This window comes from Streptomyces sp. NPDC101178, assembly GCF_044767965.1.
GTDB lineage: Bacteria > Actinomycetota > Actinomycetes > Streptomycetales > Streptomycetaceae > Streptomyces.
This window is the reverse complement of record NZ_JBIWOZ010000007.1, coordinates 142,461-168,861: the sequence shown is the minus strand read 5'-3', so window position 1 is coordinate 168,861 and position 26,401 is coordinate 142,461. Positions and strand designations below refer to the sequence as shown.

Annotated in this window: 19 protein-coding genes; 12 read left to right on the top strand and 7 right to left on the bottom strand. The window is 72.6% G+C overall.

All coding sequences use genetic code 11. The features are described from left to right. Positions 1-111 precede the first annotated feature (111 nt). Complete coding sequence (locus ACIRR8_RS21185) at positions 112-612, bottom strand: DUF5949 family protein (protein WP_404066941.1); 501 nt, start codon at positions 610-612, stop codon at positions 112-114. 342 nt (positions 613-954) lie between these two features. Here ACIRR8_RS21185 and rsgA point away from each other — a divergent pair, with 342 nt between their 5' ends. Further along, complete coding sequence (rsgA, locus tag ACIRR8_RS21180; RefSeq protein WP_404066938.1) at positions 955-2,112, top strand: ribosome small subunit-dependent GTPase A; 1,158 nt, start codon at positions 955-957, stop codon at positions 2,110-2,112. 69 nt (positions 2,113-2,181) lie between these two features. Further along, positions 2,182-3,639, top strand: coding sequence for a DNA-3-methyladenine glycosylase 2 family protein (locus tag ACIRR8_RS21175; protein WP_404067574.1), 1,458 nt, complete (start codon positions 2,182-2,184; stop codon positions 3,637-3,639). On the opposite strand, the gene ACIRR8_RS21170 is transcribed toward ACIRR8_RS21175, so the two are convergent. Continuing rightward, positions 3,564-4,046, bottom strand: coding sequence for a DUF456 domain-containing protein (locus ACIRR8_RS21170; protein WP_404066935.1), 483 nt, complete (start codon positions 4,044-4,046; stop codon positions 3,564-3,566). The genes ACIRR8_RS21175 and ACIRR8_RS21170 overlap by 76 nt on opposite strands. 37 nt (positions 4,047-4,083) lie before the next feature. Next, complete coding sequence (locus tag ACIRR8_RS21165; RefSeq protein ID WP_404066932.1) at positions 4,084-5,109, bottom strand: helix-turn-helix domain-containing protein; 1,026 nt, start codon at positions 5,107-5,109, stop codon at positions 4,084-4,086. Positions 5,110-5,406: 297 nt separating this feature from the next. Between ACIRR8_RS21165 and ACIRR8_RS21160 the strand changes: the two genes are divergently transcribed. The 3 genes from ACIRR8_RS21160 to ACIRR8_RS21150 all read left to right on the top strand — a co-directional run bounded on the left by ACIRR8_RS21160 (position 5,407) and on the right by ACIRR8_RS21150 (position 9,416). Beyond that, a complete protein-coding gene (locus ACIRR8_RS21160; protein ID WP_404066930.1) occupies positions 5,407-6,891 on the top strand; it encodes a protein phosphatase 2C domain-containing protein in 1,485 nt (494 codons plus the stop codon). A gap of 111 nt (positions 6,892-7,002) precedes the next feature. Beyond that, a complete protein-coding gene (locus ACIRR8_RS21155; protein WP_404066927.1) occupies positions 7,003-8,745 on the top strand; it encodes a pyruvate dehydrogenase in 1,743 nt (580 codons plus the stop codon). A gap of 308 nt (positions 8,746-9,053) precedes the next feature. Next, positions 9,054-9,416 carry an ATP-binding protein gene (locus tag ACIRR8_RS21150; RefSeq protein ID WP_404066924.1) on the top strand — a complete coding sequence of 121 codons (363 nt, stop codon included), beginning with the start codon at positions 9,054-9,056 and terminating at the stop codon, positions 9,414-9,416. A gap of 26 nt (positions 9,417-9,442) precedes the next feature. Here the strand turns inward: ACIRR8_RS21150 and ACIRR8_RS21145 are convergent, their stop codons facing one another. After that, a complete protein-coding gene (locus ACIRR8_RS21145) occupies positions 9,443-10,549 on the bottom strand; it encodes a DUF2637 domain-containing protein (protein WP_404066922.1) in 1,107 nt (368 codons plus the stop codon). Between the two features lie 203 nt (positions 10,550-10,752). Next, a complete protein-coding gene (locus tag ACIRR8_RS21140) occupies positions 10,753-11,601 on the bottom strand; it encodes a (2Fe-2S)-binding protein (protein ID WP_404066919.1) in 849 nt (282 codons plus the stop codon). Between the two features lie 145 nt (positions 11,602-11,746). On the opposite strand from ACIRR8_RS21140, the gene ACIRR8_RS21135 reads away from it, so the two are divergent. Then, positions 11,747-12,553: a GntR family transcriptional regulator gene (locus ACIRR8_RS21135; RefSeq protein ID WP_404066917.1), complete on the top strand. Its 807-nt coding sequence runs from the start codon at positions 11,747-11,749 to the stop codon at positions 12,551-12,553. Positions 12,554-12,575: 22 nt separating this feature from the next. Here ACIRR8_RS21135 and ACIRR8_RS21130 read toward each other — a convergent pair whose 3' ends face one another. Then, the gene (locus ACIRR8_RS21130; RefSeq protein WP_404066914.1) at positions 12,576-13,361 is read right to left on the bottom strand and encodes a hypothetical protein; all 786 of its coding nucleotides are present in this window, start codon (positions 13,359-13,361) and stop codon (positions 12,576-12,578) included. A 161-nt stretch (positions 13,362-13,522) separates the two neighbouring features. Then, a complete protein-coding gene (locus ACIRR8_RS21125; protein WP_404066912.1) occupies positions 13,523-15,283 on the bottom strand; it encodes a PucR family transcriptional regulator in 1,761 nt (586 codons plus the stop codon). A gap of 314 nt (positions 15,284-15,597) precedes the next feature. On the opposite strand from ACIRR8_RS21125, the gene ACIRR8_RS21120 reads away from it, so the two are divergent. The 6 genes from ACIRR8_RS21120 to ACIRR8_RS21095 all read left to right on the top strand — a co-directional run bounded on the left by ACIRR8_RS21120 (position 15,598) and on the right by ACIRR8_RS21095 (position 26,342). After that, positions 15,598-16,488 (top strand): FAD binding domain-containing protein, encoded by an 891-nt coding sequence (locus tag ACIRR8_RS21120; protein WP_404066910.1) that lies wholly within the window; start codon positions 15,598-15,600, stop codon positions 16,486-16,488. Between the two features lie 2 nt (positions 16,489-16,490). After that, entirely contained in the window at positions 16,491-17,090 is a 600-nt protein-coding gene (locus ACIRR8_RS21115; RefSeq protein ID WP_404066907.1) for a (2Fe-2S)-binding protein, read from the top strand. Continuing rightward, positions 17,087-19,522 (top strand): xanthine dehydrogenase family protein molybdopterin-binding subunit, encoded by a 2,436-nt coding sequence (locus tag ACIRR8_RS21110; protein WP_404066905.1) that lies wholly within the window; start codon positions 17,087-17,089, stop codon positions 19,520-19,522. Before ACIRR8_RS21115 ends, ACIRR8_RS21110 begins: the two co-directional genes overlap by 4 nt. Before the next feature lie 330 nt (positions 19,523-19,852). Beyond that, a complete protein-coding gene (locus tag ACIRR8_RS21105; RefSeq protein WP_404066903.1) occupies positions 19,853-21,310 on the top strand; it encodes an NCS2 family permease in 1,458 nt (485 codons plus the stop codon). 41 nt (positions 21,311-21,351) lie between these two features. Next, a complete protein-coding gene (locus tag ACIRR8_RS21100) occupies positions 21,352-22,494 on the top strand; it encodes an XdhC family protein (RefSeq protein WP_404066901.1) in 1,143 nt (380 codons plus the stop codon). A 95-nt stretch (positions 22,495-22,589) separates the two neighbouring features. Continuing rightward, positions 22,590-26,342 carry a S8 family serine peptidase gene (locus ACIRR8_RS21095; protein WP_404066898.1) on the top strand — a complete coding sequence of 1,251 codons (3,753 nt, stop codon included), beginning with the start codon at positions 22,590-22,592 and terminating at the stop codon, positions 26,340-26,342. The last annotated feature ends 59 nt before the right edge of the window (positions 26,343-26,401 follow it).

Sequence of the window (26,401 nt, the reverse complement as noted above, 5' to 3'; positions counted from 1 at the left end):
CCGCCCTCGTTGTCACGGCACCGCGCCCCTCGCGGCGCGACCGCGACGCGACGGTGCCCACCACTCCACGGGGGGTGGTGGGCACCGTCATACCCGGGTGGCGGGCGCGGGTCAGCCGATCGAACGGACCGGGAGCAGGCAGTGGGCGGCGGTGCGGACGACCTCCTCGTTCGCCGCGAAGGCCCGCAGCTGGTCCTCGCTGACCGGCTGCCCCGGAACGGCCTCCGGCCACGGGGCCGTGGCGAACATCCCGTACACCTGGCCCTGTCCGAGCGCGGCCGCGAGCCACTCCGGGGGGGCCGGGTACTGCGCCTTCAGGTGAGGCATCGTCAGGACCGCCTGGCCCGCCTGGACGAGGAGCTTCGCCTGGATGCCCGGCGCCTCGGCCGCGTCCTGGATCGGACCGCCGACCTGGAGACCCGCCCGCTCCAGCGCGATGCGCAGCGCGTTCCGGCCGGCCTCCGGGCCGTCCTGCCCGTCGCCGAGCGAGTAGGCGAGGAGGTAGGCGGTGTCCTGGTCGGCGCCGGTCTGCCGGCTGCTCCAGCCGATCAGGATCTGGGTGCCCAACTGGGCCGGTGTGAACGTGCCGGTGGAGGTCTGAGGTGTGGTCATGACCGGCACCTTAATGGCCCCGGACCGGCTGCTATGCATGCGTATCACCCGATCGGGGGAGATCGGTGGAGATCAGGGAGATCACGGGGTAACTCCGGCGCGGGCACCGGAAAACCTGTTGACGTCGTCGGGAGCGGCGCGGCTATGGTGAGCCGCGTCGGACACCGAGGAAACGAAAACCCGAGGAACCAGGAGGTGAGGACATTGATGACTGTCGTTGCGATGGGCACTGCCCACAACCAGAAGAGCATCGTTCCCACCCCCGTGGCCACCGGCTGACCCACTCCACCGATCTTCCGCGCCGAGCGCGCGGCGCCGGGGCCACCCTGTGAAGGGTTTCCCTTGTCTTTCTCGTTTCTTCCGGTTCCGTCCTCCTCGCACCCGCTGACTCCGTACGGCTGGGACGACGACTGGGCGGCAGCCTTCTCCCCTCACGCCGAGCAGGGCTTCGTGCCGGGACGCGTCGTGCGCGTGGACCGTGGCCGGTGCGACGTGATCACCCCCGACGGCCCGGTCCGGGCCGACACCGCGTTCGTGGTGCCGCGCGACCCGATGCGGATCGTCTGCACCGGGGACTGGGTGGCGCTCGACGCGGACGGTGATCCGCGGTTCGTCCGTACGTTGCTGCCGCGCCGGACCGCCTTCGTCCGCTCCACCTCTTCGGAGCGTTCCGAGGGCCAGGTGCTCGCCACCAACATCGACCACATCGTCATCTGCGTCTCGCTCGCCGTCGAGCTGGACCTCGGACGGATCGAGCGCTTCCTCGCGCTCGCCCTGTCCAGCTCCGACGGTGCCGCGCTGCTGAGCGATGGCCACGGTCCCGGTGAGCACCGGCCCGAGCCGATCGTGCTGCTCACCAAGGCCGACCTGGTGCCCGACCCGGTCACCCTGTCCCACCTCGTCCAGGACATCCAGGCCGTCGCGCCCGGCGTCCAGGTCCTTCCCGTCAGCTCCACCACCGGTGAGGGGCTTGAGGTGTTCGGCGCGGTGGTTTCCGGCGGTACGAGCGTGCTGCTCGGCATCTCCGGAGCCGGTAAGTCCACCCTCGCCAACACCCTGCTCGGCCGGGACGTGATGGAGGTGCGGGCTGCCCGGGACGTCGACGGCAAGGGCCGGCACACCACCACCACCCGCAACCTCCTCGTCCTGCCGCACGGCGGTGTCCTCATCGACACCCCCGGGCTGCGCGGGGTCGGCCTCTTCGACGCCGGGACCGGGGTCGGGGAGCTGTTCGCGGAGATCGAGGAGCTGGCGGCCCGCTGCCGGTTCCACGACTGCGCCCACGCGAGCGAGCCCGGATGCGCGGTTCTCGGCGCGCTCGCGGACGGCACCCTGCCCGACCGGCGGCTGGAGAGCTACCGCAAGCTGCTCCGCGAGAACCAGCGGATCGTCGCCAAGACCGATGCCCGGGTCCGCTCGGAGATCCTGAAGGACTGGAAGCGCAAGGGCGCCGCCGGACGCGCGGCCGGGCAGGCCAAGCGCGGTGGCCGGGTGCGGTAGCCGCCGTCGTACGCGACGTCCGAAAACCGCGAGTGCGGCAGCGGCGGCTGCCGCACACTGGACCGTGTGATGGACGACAGGAGCAGGTACGAGGCGGTGAGCAGCCGCGACGCACGGTTCGACGGCGCGTTCTTCTTCGCCGTCACCACCACCGGCATCTACTGCCGGCCGAGCTGCCCCGCCGTCACCCCCCGACGCGCCAACGTGCGCTTCTACCCGACCGCGGCCGCCGCCCAGGCCGGCGGCTTCCGGGCCTGCCGCCGCTGCCGCCCCGACGCCGTGCCCGGTTCCGCCGAGTGGAACGTCCGCGCCGATGCCGTCGGCCGGGCCATGCGGCTGATCGGCGACGGCGTGGTCGACCGCGAAGGCGTCCCCGGCCTCGCCGGGCGCCTCGGCTACAGCGCCCGGCAGGTCCAGCGCCAGCTCAACGCCGAGCTCGGCGCCGGACCCGTCGCACTCGCCCGCGCCCAGCGCTCCCACACCGCCCGGGTGCTCCTGCAGACCACCGCCCTGCCGGTCACCGAGATCGCGTTCGCGGCCGGGTTCGCCAGCGTCCGCCAGTTCAACGACACCATCCGCCGGATCTACGCCCGCACCCCGAGCGCCTTGCGCGCGGAGGCCGGGACCGGGCTCGGCGGTGGCCGGGGCACGGGGCTGCGGGCCGGGATCCCGCTGCGGCTCGCCCATCGGGGCCCGTACGCCACCGGCGCGATGTTCGACCTGCTGGGGGAGGGGGCTGTGGCCCGGGTCGAGGAGATGGGCGGACCGCCGGGCCGCCGCACCTACCGGCGTACGCTCCGACTGCCGTACGGGACCGGGATCGCCGCCGTCGACGAGGCCTCGCCCGGACCGTGGCTGGAGGCCCGGATCCACCTCACCGATCTGCGCGACCTGACCACCGCCGTACAGCGGCTGCGGCGGCTGTTCGACCTGGACGCAGATCCGTACGCCGTCGACGAGGCCCTCGCCGCCGACCCCCGGCTCGCCCCGCTGGTCGCCGCCCGCCCCGGGCTGCGCTCGCCGGGGGCGGCGGATCCGGAGGAGGAGGCCGTACGGGCGCTGGCCGGGCGGGAGCGCGCGGAGGAGCTGGTCGAGCGGTACGGGAAGGTGCTGGACCTGCCGTGCGGCGCGCTCACCCATGTCTTCCCCGAGGCGGGCGTCCTGGCCGGTGCCGTCGTAGAACCCGCTCTGCGGACCCTGGCCACCGCGCTCGCCGACGGTGAGCTGCGGCTGGACGCCGGGGCCGACCGCGAGGAGGCGGAACGGATGCTCGCCGCGCTGCCCGGAGTGGACCGGCGGACCGCCGCGCTGATCCGGATGCGGGCGCTCGGCGATCCGGACGTGGATCCGTACGGGACGGAAGGGGCCGAACGGTGGCGGCCCTGGCGTTCGTACGCCGTACGCCATCTGGAGACGGCCGCCCACCGGCCCGTTCGTCCCACCGGGCACCGTCAGCCCCAGATCAGCGCGCCCAGCCAGGCGCCCGCCACCAGCAGGCAGGCGAACAGCTCCACCAGCACCGCGTAGCCCGTCGCCCGCATCACCGAGCGCACCGACGTCCAGCCCGCGCCACGGCTGCCCAGCCGCAGCCGCTCCGCCCCGTAGATCGCCCCCACGAACCCGGCGATGCCGCCCACCACGGGCACCACGAAGAAGCCCACGATCCCCGTGACCCCGCCGATCATCAACGTCCGGCGGGGTGCGCCCGACTCACCCGGGCGGCGCGGCGGCAGCAGCGGTTTGAGGGCCTGGTTCACCAGCATCAGGGCCGTTGCGCCGATCAGGACACCCCAGGCCGTCGGGGTCATGTCCGTCAGCGCCCACCACAGCACCGCCGCCCAGACGATCGCCTGGCCCGGCACGCCCGGCACCAGGACCCCGACCAGGCCCAGCAGCATGACCAGGCCCACGCCGACGAGCTGCCACACACTCATCCGACCAGCCTGCCGGAGAGTGCACCGCTCCGCGCGGTCAGCGCACCCCCGCGACCTGCACCGATGGCGGTCCGGGCGGCGCGGAACGGGCGACCCAGCCCCGCTCGTACGCATGCCAGCCCAGCTGGAGCCGGGTGGAGACCCCGGTCAGTTCCATGAGGCCCTTGACCCGGCGCTGCACGGTCCGCAGCCCCAGTTCCAGCTGCTTGGCCACGCTGGCGTCGGTCAGCCCGGCCAGCAGCAGCGAGAGGATCTCCAGATCGGTGGGGTCGGGGCCGACGCCGTCCTCGTGCAGCCCGCCGTCGCCCTCACCCAGCCGCAGCGGCATCGCCTCCCGCCACACCGCCTCGAAGAGGCCCATCAGCGACTCCAGCAGCCCGCTGGCGTGCACGACCAGGGCGGCGGGCTCGGCGCCGCGCCCGGTCAGCGGGACCATCGCCGTGGTCCCGTCGGCGATCACCAGCTTCGTCGGCACCCGGTCGACCACCCGGCACTGTTCGTCCCGGCTCAGCGCCGCCGACAGTTCCAGGATCCCCGACGGCAGCGACAGCACCTCGCGCTCGACGACCACCCGGTAGGCGACCCCGCGCGAGGCCGCCCGTTCCTCCGACTCGTTCTCCATGCCGGTCACCGCGATCGGCTTGCCGGTGACCAGCGCGCACACCTCGGCCGCCGCCCCGAGTTGCAACTGGTGGAAGCGCTGGGCGACCGCCGCGGACCCGGTCACCACCTCCACCAGATCGTGCACCTCGGGCTCGCTCGCCTCCGCCCGGTACTCCGCCGCCAGCAGCGCCGACGCCAGCTCCGCCTGCTCCAGCTCGTGGCGCTGCTGGATCAGCAGGGCCCCCAGCGCCACGCCCGGCGGGGCCGCCACCCAGCGGCCCGGACGGGCCGAGGACTGGGCGGCCAGACCTTGCTGTTCCAGCCGCCGCAGCACCCGCTCGGCATCCGCCTCCGGGAGGGACAGCCGGTGCGCGAGATCGGTGAGTTCCGCCGCTCCCGCCGCCACCAGCGCCCGGTACGCGGCTTCCTGCCTCTCGTCGAGACCCAGTGCCCCCAGCATCTCCCGACCCTCCCCGGTGTCGTGATCGCGCGTCGCAGCGCCCGTTCCGGCCGGTTCGCCGTGGCGGAAAAGGGCCACGGCGTAAACCCGCCGCGCACATCATCCCCTGCACCCCTGGTCCCTCTGCCAGTGTTGCGCCACTCCAGTATCGACGACCTGCACATCCGATGATCACACCGACCGGTCCGCCGGGCGTCCTTCCCGTGGGGGGGTGGGGTCGTCCGGCGGACCTCATGTGCGGGCCACTTTTTCCGGATGTCCCGTTTTCGGGCGGCCTTCGCGGTGGACAATAGGGGCATGAGTCAGCAGGGGGAGAAGCCCGCCGCCCACGAGGACGACTGGTGGCGGAAGCTGTACGACGAGACCGCGCCGGACACCGGTCCGAGCAGCGCACCCGACAGCCTCGACGACCGCTTCGACTCCGTGTCGGACACGGTGAACGAGCCGGTGGAGCCGGAGTTCGAGCCGGAACCGTTGCCGGAGGTGAGACCTGATCCCCGCACAGCCTGGGACCCCTACCGCGAGCAGGCGCCACCGGCCGAAGAGCCGGAGCCGGAGTCGAAGGCGGAGCCGGTCCCGGTCCCGGTCGCGACCGCCTCTCAGGCCGCCGTCCCCGGTCCCCGTAACACCGCCTTTCCCGCTCCCTGGGAGGCGCCCGCCGGCCCGCCCGGTCCCCGTACCTTCGCCGCGCCGAAGCCGCCCGAGCCCGAGCCGCCGACCGCTCCTCCGGCCGCCGAAACCGCCACCGCGCGCGACCCCGGCGCCCTGGACACGCTCCCGCCGGACTGGGCCGCGAGCGACGCCCCGGCCGACGGCGGCGGTGGGACCCGGCCGTTCGTCGACCACCTGGGAGACCGGCCACCCACCTACGACGCCGAACCCGTCGCCCTGCCCGCCGCCACCTCGGAGAACCTGGACGAACTGGTCCCCGACACCGTGCTGGACGGCGCGCGGTACGGGACGTACACCCTGCGGGCCGCCTCCGTGCGGGGCGATTCGGCGCGGTTCCGGGGTGAGCCCCGGCGGGACGCGCTGCTCACGGCCCGGTTCGGTGCGGCCGAGAGCGCGCTGGTGCTCGTCGCCGTGGCCGGAGGCGTGCGGGCGGGCGAGGGGGCGCACCTCGCGGCGGCCGACGCGTGCCGCTGGATCGGCGGTGCGGTGGCCCGCAGCCACGCCCGGCTCTCCGAGGACATAAGGGCCGGCCGCCGGGCCGACCTGAAGTCGGGGCTGCACCGGCTCACCGACCGTACCTACGGAAAGCTCCGCGCCCGCGCCGCCGAGCTCGGCCTGGAACCGGGGGAGTACACCACCAGCCTGCGGTGCCTGCTGCTCTCCGCCGACCCCGACTGCCGCACCCGGGTCTTCTTCGGCGTGGGCAGCGGCGGTCTGTTCCGCCTTCGTGACGGGCTCTGGCAGGACCTGGAGCCCGTGATTCCGGAGGAGGCCGCGTCCGGGGTGAGCGAGGAGGGGCCGGACGGTGACCGGCTGACCATGGACCTCCAGATCACCACGCCCCCGTCCCCGTACAGCGACGGCCCCGCCCCGCCGCCCGCCGAACTCTTCCGGTTCCGGGCCTCCGTGGCCCGTCCGGGTGACACGCTGCTGCTCTGCAGCAACGGGCTGGCCGAACCGATGCGCGACGAACCCGAGCTCCCGGCCGAGCTGGCCGAACGCTGGGGCCCGCCGGGGCCGCCCGGGCTGCCCGCCTTCCTCGCCGACACCCAGCTCCGCGTCAAGGGGTACGCCGACGACCGCACCTGTGCGGCGGTCTGGGAGGCGTAACCGCGTACGCCATGGGTTGATGGACTCCGGAGGCCCCACGTCCGGCCGATGTTTCGGCCTCCGGAGTCCGGACAGCCGACAGTGCACGAGGCAAGGGAAGGGTACGCACCCATGGCCAAGCAGAACGTGGCGGAGCAGTTCGTCGACATTCTCGCCAGGGCGGGCGTCAAGCGCCTGTACGGCGTCGTCGGCGACAGCCTGAACCCCGTCGTGGACGCCATCCGGCGTAACTCGGCCATCGACTGGATCCACGTCCGGCACGAGGAGACCGCCGCCTTCGCGGCCGGAGCCGAGGCCCAGATCACCGGGAACCTGGCGGCCTGCGCCGGCTCCTGCGGGCCCGGCAACCTGCACCTCATCAACGGCCTGTACGACGCGCACCGCTCGATGGCCCCGGTCCTCGCCCTCGCCTCGCACATCCCCTCCAGCGAGATCGGGCTCGGCTACTTCCAGGAGACCCACCCGGAGCTGCTCTTCCAGGAGTGCAGCCACTACAACGAGATGATCTCCAACCCGGAGCAGATGCCGCGCCTCCTCCAGAGCGCCATCCAGCACGCCATCGGCCAGGGCGGCGTCAGCGTGGTGACGATGCCGGGAGACATCGCTTCCAAGGCCGCGCCGGAGAAGACCGCCGAGCACGCGCTGGTCACCTCGCGGCCGACCGTCCGGCCCGGCGACGACGAGATCGACAAGCTCTGCCGGATGGTGGACGAGGCCAAGCGGGTGACGCTGTTCTGCGGCAGCGGCACCGCCGGCGCGCACGCCGAGGTGATGGAGTTCGCCGAGAAGGTCAAGTCCCCGGTGGGGCACGCGCTGCGCGGCAAGGAGTGGATCCAGTACGACAACCCGTACGACGTCGGCATGAGCGGACTACTCGGTTACGGCGCCGCCTACGAGGCGACCCACGAGTGCGATCTGCTGATCCTGCTCGGCACGGACTTCCCGTACAACGCGTTCCTCCCGGACGACGTGAAGATCGTCCAGGTCGATGTGCGGCCCGAACGCCTGGGCCGGCGATCCAAGTTGGACCTCGCGGTCTGGGGTGACGTGCGCGAGACGCTGCGCTGTCTGACGCCCCGGGTGAAGCCCAAGAGCGACCGCAAGTTCCTCGACCGGATGCTGAAGAAGCACGCCGACGCACTGGAGGGGGTCGTCAAGGCGTACACCCGCAAGGTCGAGAAGCACACCCCGATCCACCCCGAGTACGTCGCCTCCGTGCTGGACGACATGGCCGACGAGGACGCCGTGTTCACCGTCGACACCGGGATGAACAACGTCTGGGCCGCCCGCTATCTGACGCCCAACGGCCGTCGGCGCGTGATCGGTTCGTTCAGCCACGGCTCGATGGCCAACGCACTGCCGCAGGCGATCGGCGCGCAGTTCGTGGACCGCGGCCGGCAGGTCGTGGCGATGTCGGGCGACGGCGGATTCTCCATGCTGATGGGCGACTTCCTCACCCTCGTCCAGTACGACCTGCCGGTGAAGGTGGTCCTCTTCAACAACTCCTCGCTCGGCATGGTGGAGTTGGAGATGATGGTCGGCGGGCTGCCCGCATACGGCACCACCAACAAGAACCCGGACTTCGCCGCCGTGGCCCGCGCCTGCGGTGCGTACGGAGTGCGGGTCGAGAAGCCCAAGCAGCTTCAGGCCGCGCTGAAGGACGCCTTCAAGCACAAGGGCCCGGCGCTCGTGGACGTGGTGACCGACCCCAACGCGCTCTCCATCCCGCCGAAGATCAAGGCCGACATGGTCACCGGCTTCGCGCTCTCCGCGAGCAAGGTCGTACTGGACGGCGGCGTCGGCCGGATGCTCCAGATGGCCCGCTCCAACCTCCGTAACGTGCCCCGCCCTTGAGTCGGTGCGCCCCCGGGCGCTGTCCTGAGCTCCGCTGACGGCGCGCGCAGTACGGAGTCTCCCCGTGCGCCCCCCGCTGCCTCCGCCCGCGCTCCTGTCGACGCACCGGCAAGCGTGACCGTGTGCGTACAGGGGCATGCATCCCGTGAGGCTGTTCGACGGACGGCCGGGACAGAGGAGGTCGGATCGCTGTGCGGGCGGGGGAAAAGGTGAAGCGTCAGAAGAGGGCCCAGGCCGGCGAGGGGCGCGGTCCCCGGGGCCGGAGGCCGGGGACGGTGCCGCAGCAGCCGGCTCGGATGCATCGGAGAGTGGGCCATACGGAACGGTCGGCGGTCGGTGAAGTCCGGCGCGAGCTGCGGGAGTTCCTCCGGCATCGCTCCGGCCCCGAACGGATCGAGGCGGCGGAGCTGCTGGTGAGCGAGCTGGTGACCAACGCGCTGATCCACACCCGGCACGGAGCCGTGGTCACCGCGACGGCGACACCCGCCGCGCTGCGCGTGGAGGTCCAGGACTTCGAGGCGGACCTGCCCGCGCCGTACGTACCGAACGCCGACGACGGTACGCACGGCCGGGGGCTGATCCTGGTGCGGAGTCTGGCCGACGCCTGGGGGGTCGAGGCGCGGGCCCTGGGGAAGGTGGTCTGGTTCGAGCTGCGCGGCGAAGGGATCTGAACGTCCCTCCGCCGCACGCGTGCGGGTCATGAACCCGTGTACTGCTGCTCCAGATCCTTCAGTTTCTGTTCCAGCGAGTCGAGCCGGGGGAGTGCCTGGGTGTCGTCCTCCGCGGTGAGGTCGACGGTCCGCGCGTCACTTCCCGGGTTCGAAGGGCCAAGGCTCTTCGAGCTCGAACCGTCCGCCGGCTGCTTCTGGCCGACGGCTTGCAGGGATGGCCGGGGTCGCAGAGGCAGCTGACCCGGCTCCGCTATGGCGGGCTCCGCGACGGGCGGCGCGGTGCCGCCCGGCGCCGGGGCGAGGGCCTGGACGTCCACCTGGTGGCCGAGGCGGCCGCGGCCCCAGGCCCGGTTCTGCCGGTTCAGGGCCTTGATCCGGGCCCGGTCCAGCTTGGCCTGTTCCCTGCGGCGGATCCGGTTCTGCTCCTGCTCCTTGCGGTCCTCCCGCACCTCGTCGACCGCCTCGTCCAGCGTGCGTACGCCTTCGAGGAGCATCAGCGACCAGGCGCCGAAGGTCTCCCGGGGCGCCCGCAGCCAGCGGACGATCCGGATCTGCGGCAACGGACGGGGCACCAGGCCCTGTTCGCGCAGCGCCGCACGGCGGGTCTGCTTCAGCGCGCGGTCGAAGAGCACCGCAGCCGAGAGGGACATCCCCGCGAAGAAGTGCGGAGCGCCCGCGTGGTCCATGCCCCTCGGTGCGTGCACCCAGTTGAACCAGGCGGCGGCCCCGGCGAACGTCCACACCAGCAGCCGGGAGCCGAGCGCCGCGTCTCCGTGGCTCGCCTCCCGTACGGCCAGTACGGAACAGAACATCGCGGCACCGTCCAGCCCGAACGGGACCAGGTACTCCCAGCCGCCGCTCAGGTTCAGGTTCTGCCGGCCGAAGCCGACGAGCCCGTGGAAGGACAGCGCGGCGGCGACCGCCGCGCAGCAGAACAGCAGGACGTAACTGGCGGTGGCGTAGAGCGCCTCCTTGCGGCGGCGGCGCTCCTCGCTCCGTTCCCAGGAGTCGTCGGCCGCGGCCTTGCCGGCGGCACGCTTGCCGCGTGCGACCACCGTCACCGCCGCCATGACCCCCACGAGCAGTACGGCGCCCGGAAGCAGCCAGTCAAGCGATATGTCGGTCAGTCTCATGCGCGGTCCCTTGCGTCACGTAGGGCGTTTCGTGCGCCATCGTGACGGAATTCCCGTCCCGCTCCGCGGGTTTCGGGACAAGAGCACGCCATGGGGGTGGGAGAGCTTATCGATGGGTGGAATCTTCTCGAACCACCTCTCGGATCAACCGAGTTGCGTTCGAATCTCCGTCCTCCGGACGGGCGGTGTGGACGCGGTGCGGATCAGGAAGCGGCGGCGAGCTTCCGCACCCGGTCCGCGTCACAGGTACGCGGGCAGGTGACGCAGGTGTCCTCGGGGCGCAGGGTGTAGAAGAGGCAGCAGCTCGCCCGGTCCCGGGTCGGCAGCGACTGGCCCTCGGGTCCGGTCAGCTCACGGAAGCCCGCGGTGCCGACGTACGGCTTCGTGGTGCCCGGGAGCAGCAGCTCCAGCTCGGCCATCGCGCGGCGCTCCTCGCCGAGCAGGTGCGCGATGTACCAGAGGCCCTCGACGATCTCGTCGGTCGCCATCCCCCACAGCGCCCGCTTCCCTCGCCGCATGCGCGGTCCGAACCCCGTCAGCACCGGCTCCAGGTGCTCGGTGAGCGAGGCCAGGACCTCGGCCCGCAGCGCGGCCTCGTCCGGGACCACCCGGGCGCCGGGCAGATCGGCCGCCGGGTCGTCCGGCAGGCAGGCGAACGCGCGGACCCGGACGGTGAGGTGCCCCAGCGCCCGCTGGAAGGCGACGTCCTCGACGGGGACGCGCGGCACCCGGCGGTGCAGGAACCAGGGCACGGTCACCAGCAGGCAGGCGGGCCAGGCGTACCGGTGGAGGCCGAAGCTGGCCACCACGTCCGGGCGGGCCTGCTGTCCGTAGTCCCGCAGCACCTGTGCGTTGTCCCAGGCCAGGAAGGTGTCCACGGCCGCTCCGCCGGCCGCCAGCTCGGCCGCGCCGACCCAGCCGGCGCCCGTCGGGGCGCTCGCGCCCTCGTCGAGCACCTCGGCGCGCAGCCCGGGGAAGACCGCGGTCAGGCGGGCGTACGCGGCCGTCATGGGGGACGTCGCGGCGCCGGCGAGCAGCGGGGTGAGCGTCATTCAGGGACCGCCGAATCGGGATCGTTTAGAGGTAAGGCTTACCTTACCCGACGCGATCGATGTTTGAACTGCAGCCTCCTCCCTCTATCGTGCACGGGGGGCCGGGCGCACGCGACCCGGCCCGCAAGCCCCCTAGGAGGTCCGGGTGGAGCAGAGCGGCGCGCGAGAGGGCGTACGGCCGCCGTACGGGCCCGGCGCGTACGCGGGCACCCCGGTGACCGGCCGGGTTCCCGAACAGGTACGCGTCGGCCGTCCGCAGGACGCGGACCGGGCCGACGGCGTGGACCGCGCCCGTGGCGAGCACACCCGCGGCGAGCCGCCCGCCCCACGTGTGATCCGTCACTCCGTCCGGGGCCAGATCCTGGAGGCCCTGCGTACCGCGCTCGTCGACGGCGAGCTGATCCCCGGCCAGGTCTACTCCGCCCCCGCGCTCGGCGCCCGCTTCGGGGTCTCCGCGACCCCGGTGCGCGAGGCGATGCAGCAGCTGGCGGTCGAGGGTGCCGTCGAGGTGGTGCCGAACCGCGGCTTCCGGGTCAGCGAGCGCGGTCCCCGCGAGCTGGCGGAGCTGGCCGAGGTACGTGCCCTGATCGAGGTACCGGTGATGCTCCGGCTGGCCCGCACCGTCCCGGCCGACCGGTGGGGCGCGCTGCGTCCGCTGGCCGACGCGACGGTCACGGCGGCGGCGGTGGGCGACCGGGCCGGCTACGCCGAGTGCGACCGGGCCTTCCACCGCGCGGTCCTCGCCCTGGCCGGCAACGAGCAGCTGGTGACCGTCGCCGACGAGCTGCACCGCCGCTCGCAGTGGCCGCCGGTCGCGGGCCCGGCCACCCGCCGCGCCGACCTGCTGGCTGACGCCGCCGAACACACCGCGCTGCTCGACGCCCTGATCGCCCAGGACCTGGCGGTCGTCCAGGCCCTGGTACGGGAGCACTTCACGGGGGCGGAGGGCTGACCGGCCGGGCGGGCAGCGGCCCTCAGCTCGCCGCCGCCGGCCGTGGTCCCGGCACTCCCAGGTGCGGCGCCAGCCACGTCGGCACACCGCCGAGCAGCCGGAACAGCCGTCCAGCCTCCGCGCGCAGCCGGGCCGCCGCCTCCGGCTCGGGCTCCGCCTCCGCGAGGGAGATCAGCGCCGGGGCCGTACCGACGAGGTAGCCCAGCTCCTCCCGGATCCGCAGCGACTCCGCGAACCCGTGCCGGGCCTCGGCCAGCTCGCCCTCCTGGAGCGCGAGGGCGGCGAGGTGGCGCCAGGTGAAGGAGAGCAGCAGCTCGTCGCCGCGCGCGGCGGCTCCGGCGTGCGCCCGGCGGTACGCGGCGCGCGCGGACTGCGGCGAGTCCGCGATGTTCTGGGCGATCAGCCCGCGCCGGAAGTCCAGCAGCGGCCGGCCCGGTGCGCCGGGTGCCAGCAGCGCCGCCGCCCGGCTCAGTGCGACGCTCGCCTCGTCGGCCCGGTCCCGTACGCCCAGCAGGGTGGAGGCGTACGCGAGATGGCCCCGTTCGCAGGCGGCCCCGCCGCGCTCGTCGTCGCTGCGGGCCAGCGCCTCGGCGGCGCGCAGGGCGTCCTCGGCGTGGGTCCAGCCCTCGCCGGTGTAGAGACAGCGCTCGGTCAGCAGGGCGGTGCGCTGGATCGCCGCCGCCGGATCGGTCAGCGCGTGCGGCTCCAGCAGGGCGGCGGCATCCGTCCAACAGGCGCGGGACCGCAGCCGCCATACCGCTGTCTGGAGCGGCGGATCGTCATCTGCTGTCGTTCCGGAACCAGACATGGCGGTATCCGCCACATTGCCCTCCCCGAGCGCGCCATTGTGCTGTTGAGTACCGCCGAATCTCAGCACGGATCGGCCCGCCGGGCCAAGAGGTCCGACCGATGTCAGGTGAAGGAATTCACAAACGGGGGGAGCTCACCGGCGCCCGGTGGGGCGCAAGGTCAGCTCATGCGCAGGGCGAGGAAGAAGTCGAGCTTGTCCTCAAGACGCGAAAGATCACGGCCCGTCAACTGCTCGATGCGGCCGACGCGGTAGCGCAGTGTGTTGACGTGGAGGTGGAGCCGGGCCGCGCAGCGGGTCCAGGAGCCGTCGCAGTCCAGGAAGGCCTCCAGCGTCTCGATCAGCTCCGCGCGGTGGCGTCGGTCGTAGTCGCGCAGCGGATCCAGCAGCCGGGCGGTGAAGGCGCGGCGGACGTCGTCCGGGACGAACGGCAGCAGCAGCACGTGCGAGGCCAGCTCGTGGTGGCCGGCCGCGCAGACCCGTCCCGGCCGGGCCGCCGCCACCCGGCGGGCGTGCCGGGCCTCCTCCAGCGCGCCGCGCAGCCCCTCCGCCGAGTGCACGGCGGCGCTGACACCCAGGGTCAGCCGCCCGTCGTCGGCGAGTCCGGCCGAGAGCGGTTCGCGTACGGAGGCGAGCAGCGCCTCGGCGTGCAGTGCGGGATCCTGCGGCGCCGAGTCCTCTGCCGGGCCGGCCGCGTTGTGGGCGTTGTCGGTGGATGTGCCCACCGCCTCGGGGAGGGGGGCGGGCACGGCCGGAAGCGGTACGAGGGCGATGGCCTCCTCGCCGGTGTGCGCGACGGCGATGCGGTCGGCGGAGTCGGGGCCGCTGACCGCCGGGTCGACGAGGATCTCCTCCAGCAGGGCCTGGGCCACCGGGCCGCCCGCGATGTCGCCCGGGACGCCCGCGGGCCCCGTCGTCTCCCCGGCGGTCCAGTCGACCCGGGCCACCACGACCTGCCACTGCGGCGCCACCCCGAGGCCCGGCAGCAGGACCGGCGCGGCGACGCGCAGCCTGGCGGCGATCTCGGCCGGAGCCGCGCCCGCCTGCACCAGCTCCAGGACCTCCTGGGCGAGCCGGCGGCGTACCGTACGGGCCGCGTCGCGGCGGTCGCGCTCGACCGCGATCAGCTGCGTGACGCCCTGGAGCAGGTCGAGCCGGGCGGCGGGCCAGTCCGAGGCGTCCGCCTCGACGGCGAGCAGCCAGTCGGAGAGCACCGACTCCCGGACGTCCCGGGCGGCCGGGACCGCGCCCCGGCCGGCGTTGCGGATCGGGAAGAGCGAATAGGTCGAACCGGCGACGGCCGCCCGGTGGGGCCCCCGGCGCCCGGTGCGGGTCGCCGCCAGGTGGTGCCCGGCCAGGGCCGCACCCAGGGGAGTGGGCAGGGGGGCGCCCGCCCCGGCGATCTGGCGGCCGGTGGGGGACAGGACCCAGGCCCGCAGGTCCAGGTCGGAGGTGAGGAGGTCCAGGACCACCTCGGGGCCGCCGCCCGCCGGGCCCGAGGTCATCAGCCGGCGGTGCCGGTCCACCACGGCCGCCAGGTCGCCCGCCCGCTCGCCGGAGACCTGGCGCACGACATGCTCGGTGATCGTCGCGAACGCCACCGTCTCGTTGACGGCGAAGAGCGGCAGGCGGTGCTGGACGCACGCCTCCACCAGGTCGGCGGGGATGTCGCCGAGCTCGGCCTCGCCCGCCGCGAGCCCGGCCACCCCCGCGCCCGCCAGGATCCGTACGAACGGCTCGGAGTCGCTCGCGTCGCGGCGCCAGGCGAGCCCCGTCAGCACCAGCTCGCCGCCGGAGAGGTAGCGGCTGGGGTCGCGCAGGTCGGTGGTCATCACGCCGCGGACCGTGCGGTCCAGCTCGTCCTCGCCGCCGAGCAGCCGCAGGCCCAGCGCGTCGGTCTCCAGCAGTGCGCGCAGCCGCATCTCGTCGCCGCCGATCTTTTCCGTAGGGATGAGCAGGTGGGTGAAGGGGGGAAGGGGTGGGGACCACAGGGGGTGAACGGGTAACTGTGAATTGCGGCGAGGTTACTGATCCCCGCCATTCGTTCGAATCTACAAGACGAGGACGGAGACCAGCCAACTCCTTCAGTGTTTCGGTGACTGCACCCGCCGGGTCCTGGCTTGTGTACTGGGCCACACACCACATGAACACCACATGAACGAGCCACACGAGGCAGACGAGGGCCGGCCGTCCCCAGCCCCGGTGTACGACCCGATTGAGAAGAAGAGAGCCACTCATGGACTTCCTTCGCCCCGCCAGCTGGGAGGAGGCGCTCGCCGCCAAGGCCGAGCACCCCACGGCTGTGCCCATCGCGGGCGGCACGGATGTGATGGTCGAGATCAACTTCGACCACCGGCGGCCCGAGTACCTCCTGGACCTGAACCGCGTCGATGAGCTGACCGAGTGGGAGGTGGGCCAGGAGAGCGTACGGCTCGGCGCCTCGGTGCCGTACAGCGCCATCATGGACCACCTGCGCACCGAGCTGCCGGGCCTGGCGCTCGCCTCGCACACCGTCGCCTCGCCGCAGATCCGCAACCGCGGCGGCGTCGGCGGCAACCTGGGCACCGCGTCGCCCGCCGGTGACGCCCACCCGGCGCTGCTCGCGGCCGGAGCCGAGGTGGAGGCCGAATCCGTACGCGGAACGCGGCTGATTCCTATCGACGATTTCTACACAGGGGTCAAGCGCAACGCCCTCGCGCCGGACGAGCTGATCCGCGCCGTGCACATCAAGAAGGCCGACGGGCCCCAGCAGTACTCCAAGGTCGGCACCCGCAACGCGATGGTCATCGCCGTCTGCGCCTTCGGCCTCGCCCTGCACCCCGAGACCCGCACCGTGCGCACCGGCATCGGCTCCGCCGCCCCGACGCCCGTCCGGGCCAAGGAGGCCGAGGCCTTCCTGAACGCCGCGCTCGAAGAGGGCGGGTTCTGGGAGAGCGGCAAGATCATCACCCCCGCCATCGCCAAGCAGTTCGCCGCCCTGGCCTCGGGCGCCTGCAACCCGATCGACGACGTACGGGGCACGGCGAAGTACCGCAGGCACGCGGTCGGCATCATGGCCCGCCGCACGCTCGGCTGGACCTGGGAGCAGTACCGCGGCGCGGGCCGCACGCTGGAAGGAGCTGCGTAACCATGCGAGTCAATTTCACGGTCAACGGCCGTCCGCAGGAAGCCGACGACGTGTGGGAGGGCGAGTCCCTTCTCTACGTGCTGCGTGAGCGTATGGGGCTGCCCGGTTCCAAGAACGCCTGCGAGCAGGGCGAGTGCGGGTCCTGCACGGTCCGCCTGGACGGCGTCCCGGTCTGTTCCTGCCTCGTCGCCGCCGGCCAGGTCGAGGGCCGCGAGGTCGTCACCGTCGAGGGCCTGGCCGACTACGCCAGGCACCGCGAAGACGCCCACCCCGGCGGCGGCTGCGCCTCCGGCGCCTGCGGCACCACGCTGGACGCCGCCAAGCGCTGGCAGTCCAAGCCCACCGACGGCCAGGCCGGCGAGGCCGCCGACCTGTCCCCGATCCAGCAGGCGTTCATCGACGCCGGAGCCGTCCAGTGCGGCTTCTGCACCCCCGGCCTGCTGGTCGCCGCCGACGAACTGCTGGAGAACACCCCCTCCCCGTCCGACCAGGACATCCGCGAGGCACTCTCCGGCAACCTGTGCCGCTGCACCGGTTACGAGAAGATCCTCGACGCGGTGCGCCTCGCGGCCGCCCGCCAGGAAGAGGCGGTCCAGTCATGACGACGCACCCCGAAGCCACGACGCCCGTCAAGGCGCAGAGCGTCCCGGCCGGAACCCCCACCAAGATCACCCAGGGTTCCCCCACCAAGGGCGGCATCGGCGAGTCCACGCTCCGCCCCGACGGCACCCTCAAGGTCACCGGAGAGTTCGCGTACTCCTCCGACATGTGGCACGAGGACATGCTGTGGGGCCAGACGCTGCGCTCCACCGTCGCGCACGCCGAGATCGTCTCCATCGACACCTCCGAGGCGCTGGCCACCTCCGGCGTCTACGCGGTTCTGACGTACGACGACCTCCCGGCCGAGATGAAGAACTACGGCCTGGAGATCCAGGACACCCCGGTGCTCGCCCACGGCAAGGTCCGCCACCACGGTGAGCCGGTCGCCATCGTGGCCGCCGACCACCCGGAGACCGCGCGCCGCGCCGCCGCCAAGATCAAGATCGAGTACCGCGAGCTGCCGCTCATCACCGACGAGGCCTCGGCGACCGCCCCGGACGCCGTGCTCGTGCACGAGGGCCGCGACGACCACCACATCGGCCACGTCCCGCACCCCAACATCGTGCACCGCCAGCCGATCATCCGCGGCGACGCCGACGAGGCCGCCAAGCGCGCCGACGTCATCGTCACCGGCGAGTACACCTTCGGCATGCAGGACCAGGCCTTCCTCGGCCCCGAGTCCGGTCTCGCCGTGCCCTCGGAGGACGGCGGCGTCGAGCTGTACGTCGCCACCCAGTGGCTGCACTCGGACCTCGGCCAGATCGCCCCCGTCCTCGGCCTGCCCGAGGACAAGGTCCGTATGACGCTCTCCGGCGTCGGCGGGGCCTTCGGCGGCCGCGAGGACATCTCGATGCAGATCCACGCCTGCCTGCTGGCGCTCCGCACCGGCAAGCCGGTCAAGATCGTCTACAACCGGTTCGAGTCCTTCTTCGGCCACGTCCACCGGCACCCGGCCAAGCTCCACTACGAGCACGGCGCCACCAAGGACGGCAAGCTCACGCACATGAAGTGCCGGATCGTCCTGGACGGCGGCGCCTACGCCTCCGCCTCCCCGGCGGTCGTCGGCAACGCCTCCTCGCTCTCGGTCGGCCCGTACGTCATCGAGGACGTCGACATCGAGGCGGTCGCGCTCTACACCAACAACCCGCCCTGCGGCGCGATGCGCGGCTTCGGCGCGGTCCAGGCCTGCTTCGCCTACGAGGCGCAGATGGACAAGCTCGCCGCGAAGCTGGACATGGACCCGGTGGAGTTCCGCCAGCTCAACGCCATGGAGCAGGGCACCCTGCTGCCCACCGGACAGCCCTGCGACTCGCCGGCCCCGGTCGCCGAGCTGCTGCGCCGGGTCAAGTCCCGGCCGCTGCCGCCCGAGCAGCAGTGGCTGGCGGCCGGCAGCGAAGGCGCCTCCATCGACGTCCGGGCGCTGCCCGGCGGCCTCTCCAACACCACGCACGGCGAAGGCGTCGTGCGCGGTGTCGGCTACGCGGTCGGCCTGAAGAACGTCGGCTTCTCCGAGGGCTTCGACGACTACTCCACCGCCCGCGTGCGGATGGAGGTCATCAACGGTGAGGCGGTCGCCACCGTGCACACCGCGATGGCCGAGGTCGGCCAGGGCGGCGTCACGGTCCACGCCCAGATCGCCCGTACCGAACTCGGTGTCAACCAGGTCACCATCCACCCCGCCGACACCCGCGTCGGCTCCGCCGGTTCCACCTCCGCCTCCCGCCAGACGTACGTCACCGGCGGTGCGGTCAAGAACTCCTGCGAAGCCGTACGGGAGAAGGTCCTGGAGCTCGGCCGCACCAAGTTCGGCACCTACCACCCGGCCTGGGCCACCGCCGAACTCCTCCTGGAGGGCGGCAAGGTCGTCACCGACGGCGGCGAGGTCCTCGCGGACGTGGCCGACGTCCTGGAGGACGAGGCGATCGACATCGAGCTGGAGTGGCGCCACCGGCCCACCGAGGCGTTCGACCTCCGTACCGGACAGGGCAACGGCCACGTCCAGTACTCCTTCGCCGCGCACCGCGCGGTCGTCGAGGTCGACACCGAGCTCGGCCTGGTCAAGGTCATCGAACTGGCCTGCGCCCAGGACGTCGGCAAGGCACTCAACCCGCTCTCCGTGCTCGGCCAGATCCAGGGCGGCACGCTCCAGGGCATGGGCGTCGCGGTGATGGAGGAGATCATCGTCGACCCGAAGACCGCGAAGGTGCGCAACCCCTCCTTCACGGACTACCTCCTCCCCACCATCCTCGACACGCCGACCATCCCCGTCGACGTGCTCGAACTCGCCGACGAGCACGCCCCGTACGGGCTGCGCGGCATCGGCGAGGCCCCCACCCTGTCGTCCACCCCGGCCGTCCTCGCGGCGATCCGGAACGCGACGGGCCTGGAGCTCGACAGGACCCCGGTACGCCCCGAGCACCTCACCGGCACCTGAGAGAGCGGGGCCGGGTGACCCCCGGCCCCGCCCTCCGCCACCGAGCGGTCCCCCCGGAACTCTCCGGGCGGTGTGCTGAGCCGAGAACGTCACACTTTTCCGCACCCCGCACCGCCCGGAGACATCAAGTACCGCACCGCTCGCGGTTCTTCCCCGTGCACGACCAGCACGGCAGCGCCTCACGGATCATCCGTGCCGCCGGCACATCCGTATCTGCTTCAACAGTTCGTCCCGGCCGTCCCCGGGTCGTGCAGCCGACGCAGTCATCCCAAATCCCGCATTCAGGAATCTCCAAGCGGGTGCCCCTGTGAACCTTGGGAGTCAGGCATCATGACCCAGCAGTCAGTGGAACCGAAGACCAGTCCGGAGGCCGCGGGCCCCGGCTCGCGCGTCCCCGCCGGAAGATCATGGCTCGACCGGTACTTCCACATATCCGAACGAGGCTCCACGGTCGCGCGCGAGGTGCGCGGCGGCGTCACGACCTTCATGGCCATGGCGTACATCCTCCTGCTCAACCCGCTGATCCTCGGCGGGGAGGACGTCAACGGGAACCTCCTCAGCCAGCCGGGCCTGATCACCGCGACCGCCTTCGCGGCGGCGGCGACGACCCTGCTCATGGGCTTCGTCGGCAAGGTGCCCCTGGCGCTCGCCGCCGGGCTCAGCGTCTCCGGTGTGCTCGCCTCGCAGGTCGCGCCGAACATGACCTGGCCGCAGGCCATGGGCATGTGCGTGATCTACGGTGTGGTGATCTGCCTCCTGGTGGTCACCGGCCTCCGCGAGATGATCATGAACGCGATCCCGCTCGCGCTCAAGCACGGCATCACCATGGGCATCGGCCTCTTCATCGCCCTCATCGGCCTCTACAAGGCCGGTTTCGTCCACCAGGGTGTGGCGACCCCCGTCTCCCTCGGCCCGGCCGGTGAACTCGCCGGCTGGCCCGTCCTGATCTTCTGCGTGACCCTGCTCCTGATCTTCATGCTCCAGGCGCGCAACATCCCCGGCGCGATCCTGATCGGCATCATCGTCGGCACGCTGGTCGCCATCGTCATCAACGCGATCGTCGACATCCCCGCGAAGTCCTGGAGCAGCGGCCCGCCGGCCCTGGAGGGCAGCGCGGTCGCCACGCCCGACTTCTCGCTCTTCGGGAACGTCGAGTTCGGCGGCTGGGGCGACGTCGGCGTGATCACCGTCGGCATGATCGTCTTCACCCTGGTGCTGGCCGGCTTCTTCGACGCGATGGCCACCATCATCGGCGTCGGCACCGAGGCCAAGCTCGCGGACGAGAAGGGCCGCATGCCGGGCCTGTCCAAGGCGCTCTTCGTCGACGGCGCCGGCGGTGTCATCGGCGGTGTCGCCTCGGGCTCCGGCCAGACGGTCTTCGTCGAATCGGCCACCGGCGTCGGCGAAGGGGCCCGGACCGGGCTCGCGTCCGCCGTCACCGGCCTCTTCTTCGCCGCCTGCCTCTTCTTCACCCCGCTCACCGCGATCGTGCCGACCGAGGTGGCCTCCGCCGCCCTCGTCGTCATCGGCGCGATGATGATGCAGAACGCCCGGCACGTGGACTGGAGCGACCGTTCCGTCGCCATCCCGGTCTTCCTGACCGTGGTCCTGATGCCCTTCACGTACACCATCACCACCGGTGTCGCCGCGGGTGTCATCGCGTACTCCGCCATCAAGCTCGCCCAGGGCCGGGCCCGCGAGGTCGGGGGCTTCATGTGGGGGCTGACGGTGATCTTCATCGTCTTCTTCGCCCTCAACCCGATCGAGAGCTGGCTCGGCGTCCACTGACGCCGGCCGACCATCCCCTCCCTCACCTAAGGAGAGACGCCATGCTGGACATCGCCGAAGAGCTTCACCGGTGGGTCTCGCAGGGACGCGAGTTCGCCGTCGCCACCGTGGTGGCGGTCGGCGGCAGCGCGCCCCGGCAGCCCGGTGCCGCCCTCGCCGTCGACCGCGACGGCACGGCGATCGGGTCGGTCTCCGGCGGCTGTGTGGAGGGGGCGGTGTACGAGCTGTGCCAACAGGCCCTTGAGGACGGGAAGTCCGTCCGCGAGCGCTTCGGCTACAGCGACGAGGACGCCTTCGCGGTCGGCCTGACCTGCGGCGGCGTCATCGACATCCTGGTCACACCGGTACGGGCGGACGACTCCGCCCGCCCGGTGTTCGCCGCGGCGCTCGCGGCCGCCGCCGAAGGAGCGGCGGCGGCGCTGGCCCGCGTCACGGAGGGCCCCGAGGAGCTGCTCGGCCTCCCGCTCCTGGTCCGGTCCGACGGGAGTTACGAAGGCGGGCTCGGCGGCCACCCGGCGCTCGACCGGACCGCCGCGGCCGAGACCCGCGCCCTCCTGGACGCGGGCCGCACCGGCCCGCTCGCCATCGGTGCGGAGGGCTCCCGCTGCGGCCGGCCGATCCAGCTCCTGGTCGAGTCCAGCGTCCCGCCGCCCCGCATGATCGTCTTCGGCGCGATCGACTTCGCGGCCGCCCTCGTGCGCGCCGGGAAGTTCCTCGGCTACCGCGTCACCGTCTGCGACGCCCGCCCGGTCTTCGCCACCGCGGCCCGCTTCCCCGAGGCCGACGAGATCGTCGTCGACTGGCCCCACCGCTACCTGGAGGGGACCGAGACCGACGCCCGTACGGTGCTCTGCGTCCTCACCCACGACGCCAAGTTCGACATCCCCCTGCTGGAGGCCGCCCTCCGCCTCCCGGTCGCCTACGTCGGCGCGATGGGCTCGCGCCGCACCCACCTGGAGCGCAACGACCGGCTGCGCGAGGCCGGCCTCACCGACCGCGAACTGGCCCGGCTCCACTCGCCGATCGGCCTCGACCTCGGCGCCCGTACGCCGGAGGAGACGGCCCTGTCCATCGCCGCCGAGATCGTCGCGGTCCGGCGCGGCGGCAGCGGCGTACCGCTCACCGGGGCCCATACCCCCATCCACCACGACAGCAGCGGACAACCGCTCGCCTCGGTGGCCTGAAACACCTGGTCCACGCAGGGCGGTTAGCCGCCACGGCGGTTTCCCGCCCACGCCGAACGCAGCGGACACCCCGGATCAACCGGTAGATCAGCTGCATGACTTCTTCCCCCTCCTCCGCTCCCGGCCGGTCGAGAACCGCACGCCCGGGACGCCGGGCCCTCCTCCTGGCCACCTCTGCGGCGCTCATGGGCGGCCTGCTGGTCCCCTTCGCGGGCCCGGCCGCCGCCGCTCCCGCACCCGCCGCGTCCGGCGCCGAGGCTCCGCACTCCGGGATACGGACGGTCACCCTCATCACCGGGGACGTCGTCCGGTACGTGGACGGGCCCGGCGGCCAGGACACCGTCACCGTGGACCGTCCCGACGGCGCGAGCGGCGGGGTCCGCGTCCAGCAGGCGGGCGGTGACCTCCACGTCCTGCCCGACGAGGCCACCGCGCCGCTCGCGGCGGGCACCCTGGACCGGCGGCTCTTCAACGTGTCGGCCCTGGTGCGGATGGGGTACGACGACGAAGGCACCGGCTCCGTCCCGCTGATCGCGACCTATCCGGCGGCGAAGGGGAGGGCCCTGCCCGCCGTTCCGCGCGGCGCGAAGAAGACCCGGACGCTCGCCTCCGTCCAGGGAACCGCGCTCCAGGCGGACAAGGCCGGTGCCCGGACGTTCTGGGACGCCATCACCCGTACACCGGGAGCCCGTTCACTCGACGGCGGGATCGCCAAACTCTGGCTGGACGGCCGCTCCAAGGCTCTGCTGGCCGACTCCGTGCCGCAGGTGAACGCGCCGCAGGCGTGGGCCGCCGGGTTCGACGGGAAGGGCACCAAGGTCGCCGTCCTGGACACCGGCATCGACGCCGGCCACCCGGACGTCAAGGACCGCATCGTCGCCTCCCGCAGCTTCATCCCGGGCGAGGAGGTGGAGGACCGGAACGGCCACGGCACGCATGTCGCCTCCACCATCGCCGGTTCGGGCGCCGCGTCGGACGGTGCCGACAAGGGCGTCGCTCCGGCGGCGGACCTGCTCGTCGGCAAGGTGCTCAGCGACGAGGGATCCGGCGCGGACTCCGGGATCATCGCGGCCATGGAGTGGGCGAAGGCCGAAGGCGCCGACGTCGTCTCCATGAGCCTCGGATCGCCGGTGCCGGACGACGGCGGCGACCCGATGTCCCAGGCGGTCGACTCCCTCTCGGCGGACGGCGGTCCGCTCTTCGTGATCGCCGCCGGCAACGCATACGGAGCGGGCACCATCGGCTCGCCCGGATCGGCGGAGAAGGCGCTCACCATCGCCGCCGTCGACAAACGGGACGCCCGCGCCGACTTCTCCTCCATGGGCCCGCTGGTCCGCTCGCACGGCCTCAAGCCGGACCTCTCGGCCCCCGGCGTCGACATCGACGCGGCCGCCTCGCAGTCGGTCCCGGGCGTCGAGGGGATGTACCGCTCGATGTCCGGTACGTCGATGGCGACGCCCCATGTCGCGGGCGCGGCCGCCATTCTGAAGCAGCGTCACCCGGACTGGACCGGTCAGCGCATCAAGGACGCGCTGATGGCCTCCTCCAAGAAGCTCGACGCGTACTCCCCGTACGAGCAAGGCGTGGGCCGGCTCGATGTGAAGGCGGCGATCGACACGACCGTCGAGGCCACGGGCTCGGTCCAGGTGGCCTCGTACGACTGGCCGCACAGTCCGTCCGACCCGGTCGCCGAACGCACCATCACCTACCGCAACACCGGCGACAAGGACATCACCCTCCACCTCGCCACGGACACCGATGAGACGGCCTACACGCTGTCCCCGTCCACGCTGGCCGTCCCGGCAGGCGCCACCGCCGAAGCGGTCCTCTCCCTGGACCCGGCCGAGGTCGCCGACGACACGACGTTCTCCGGCCAGGTCACCGCCACCGACGCGTCGGGCACCACCGTCGCGCACACCGGCTTCGCGCTCACCAAGGAGAAGGAGCTGCACGACCTGACGCTCAAGCTCCGCGACCGCGCGGGCAGGCCGATGGACGGTGTGGTCGTCCTCGCCGAACTGGGCGACCCGCAACTCGGCCTCGTCCAGGTCACCGGGGACACCACCCTGCGCCTCCCGCCCGGCAACTACACCGCCTGGACCTCCGTCGACATCGACGGCGACCGCCCCGACTCCCGGGCCATCGCCTTCCTCGCGGCCCCCGAGACGATCCTCACCAAGTCCGCCACCGTCACCCTCGACGCCTCCAAGGCCCGCAAGGTGAGCGTGCGCACGCCGAAGGAGACCGAGACCCGCCAGCTCCGCTACGACATGGCGCGCACGGCTCCGGACGGCACGGTCCAGCGAGACGCGTACCAAATCCCGCTGACCTACGACCAGTTGTGGGCGAGCCCGACCAGGAAGGTCAAGGAGGGCAGCTTCAGCTTCCTGACCCGCTGGCGCCAGGGCGAGGAGCTGATCGACGTCACCGCCGACGGCCATGACGTCCCGGTCACCGTCCAGAACGGCTCGCTCGTCGCCGAGGACAGCGAGCAGAGGCTGACGGCGGTGTACGCGGGCCGGGGCGCGGCCGCTGACTACCGGGGCCTGAACGCGCGCGGCAAGGCCGTGGTGATCACCCGAAGCGACACCGTCGCTCCCGCCGACCGGCTGGCCGCCGCCGTGGCCGCCGGGGCCGAGGCGCTGTTCGTCGTCCACGACGGCCGGGGCCGGGCCATGGAGTCCTACGTCCCCTGGGGCGAGGAGTCCACGATCCCCGTCGCCTCGGTCCAGAGGCTCGCGGGCGACACCCTGATCCGGGCCGCCCAGCGCGGCAGGAAGGTGAGCGTCGACCAGAAGAAGTACGCGTCCTACGTCTACGACCTGGTCGACCGCCACGACGGCACCATCCCGGACCGCTCGCTGGCCTTCACCCCGTCCACCCGCGACCTGGCGAAGGTGACCAACACCTTCTACGGCCACCGGGCCACGCTCGGCGCGGGCTACCGCTACGACATCCCGGACTACGGCCCCGGCCTCGGCTTCGAGGAGTACGAGAAGTACCCCGGCACCCGCACCGAGTGGGTCAACCCCCTCCCCGGCGACTCCTTCTGGTACGAGAACCACTCGGTGCTCAACGCCGAACAGTCCGACCGGGCCCAGGAGATGCGCAGCGCCGAGCTGGACTACCGGCCGGGCGGGGACTACCGGGCCGAGTGGTTCGCCCCGGTCACCCGCCCGCGCCTGGGCACCGGCTACTGGGGCCCGTTCCGTACGGCCACGAACGACGTGCAGTTCAACATCACGCCGTGGACGGACGCGGGCGCGGGCCACTCCGGCTCGATGCCCGAGGACGAGTACGACACCACGTCGTACGCCTTCCACCAGGGCGACACCTTGATCAAGCAGGGCGCGGGCCGGGCGGGCCACGCCTGGGACCTGTCGCCGCGGAAGCTCCCGTACCGCCTGGTCATCGACTCCTCCCGGGACGCGAAGACCTGGAAGACCTCCACCCGTACGCGCACCGAGTGGGGCTTCGTCTCGGGCGCGCTCGACCCGAACGGCCCGTCCCAGGCGGACATCCCCCTGCTCCAGCTGGACTACGACATCGCCACCGACCTGGCCGGCGACGTCCGCTCCGGCCGCCGGACCGAGATCAGCCTCTCCTCCGGCACCCAGGAGTGGCTGCCGGGCGCGGTGAAGGCGAACAAGGCCTCGCTGTCGGTGAGTTACGACGACGGCAGGCACTGGACCAAGGCGGACCTGCGCAGAGAGGCGTCGGGCCGGTGGACCGCCACCTTCCGCACCCCCGCCAAGGGCGCGACCTCGGTCTCGCTCAAGGCCCACGCGGAGGGCCCGGGAGGGCTCGTCGTGGACCAGGAGATCATCAGGGCGTTCGGTCTGAAGTGACGACCGGCGCAGACGTGGTCCCGCACCTCGGCAGGTGCGGGACCACGCGCGTAGAGCCG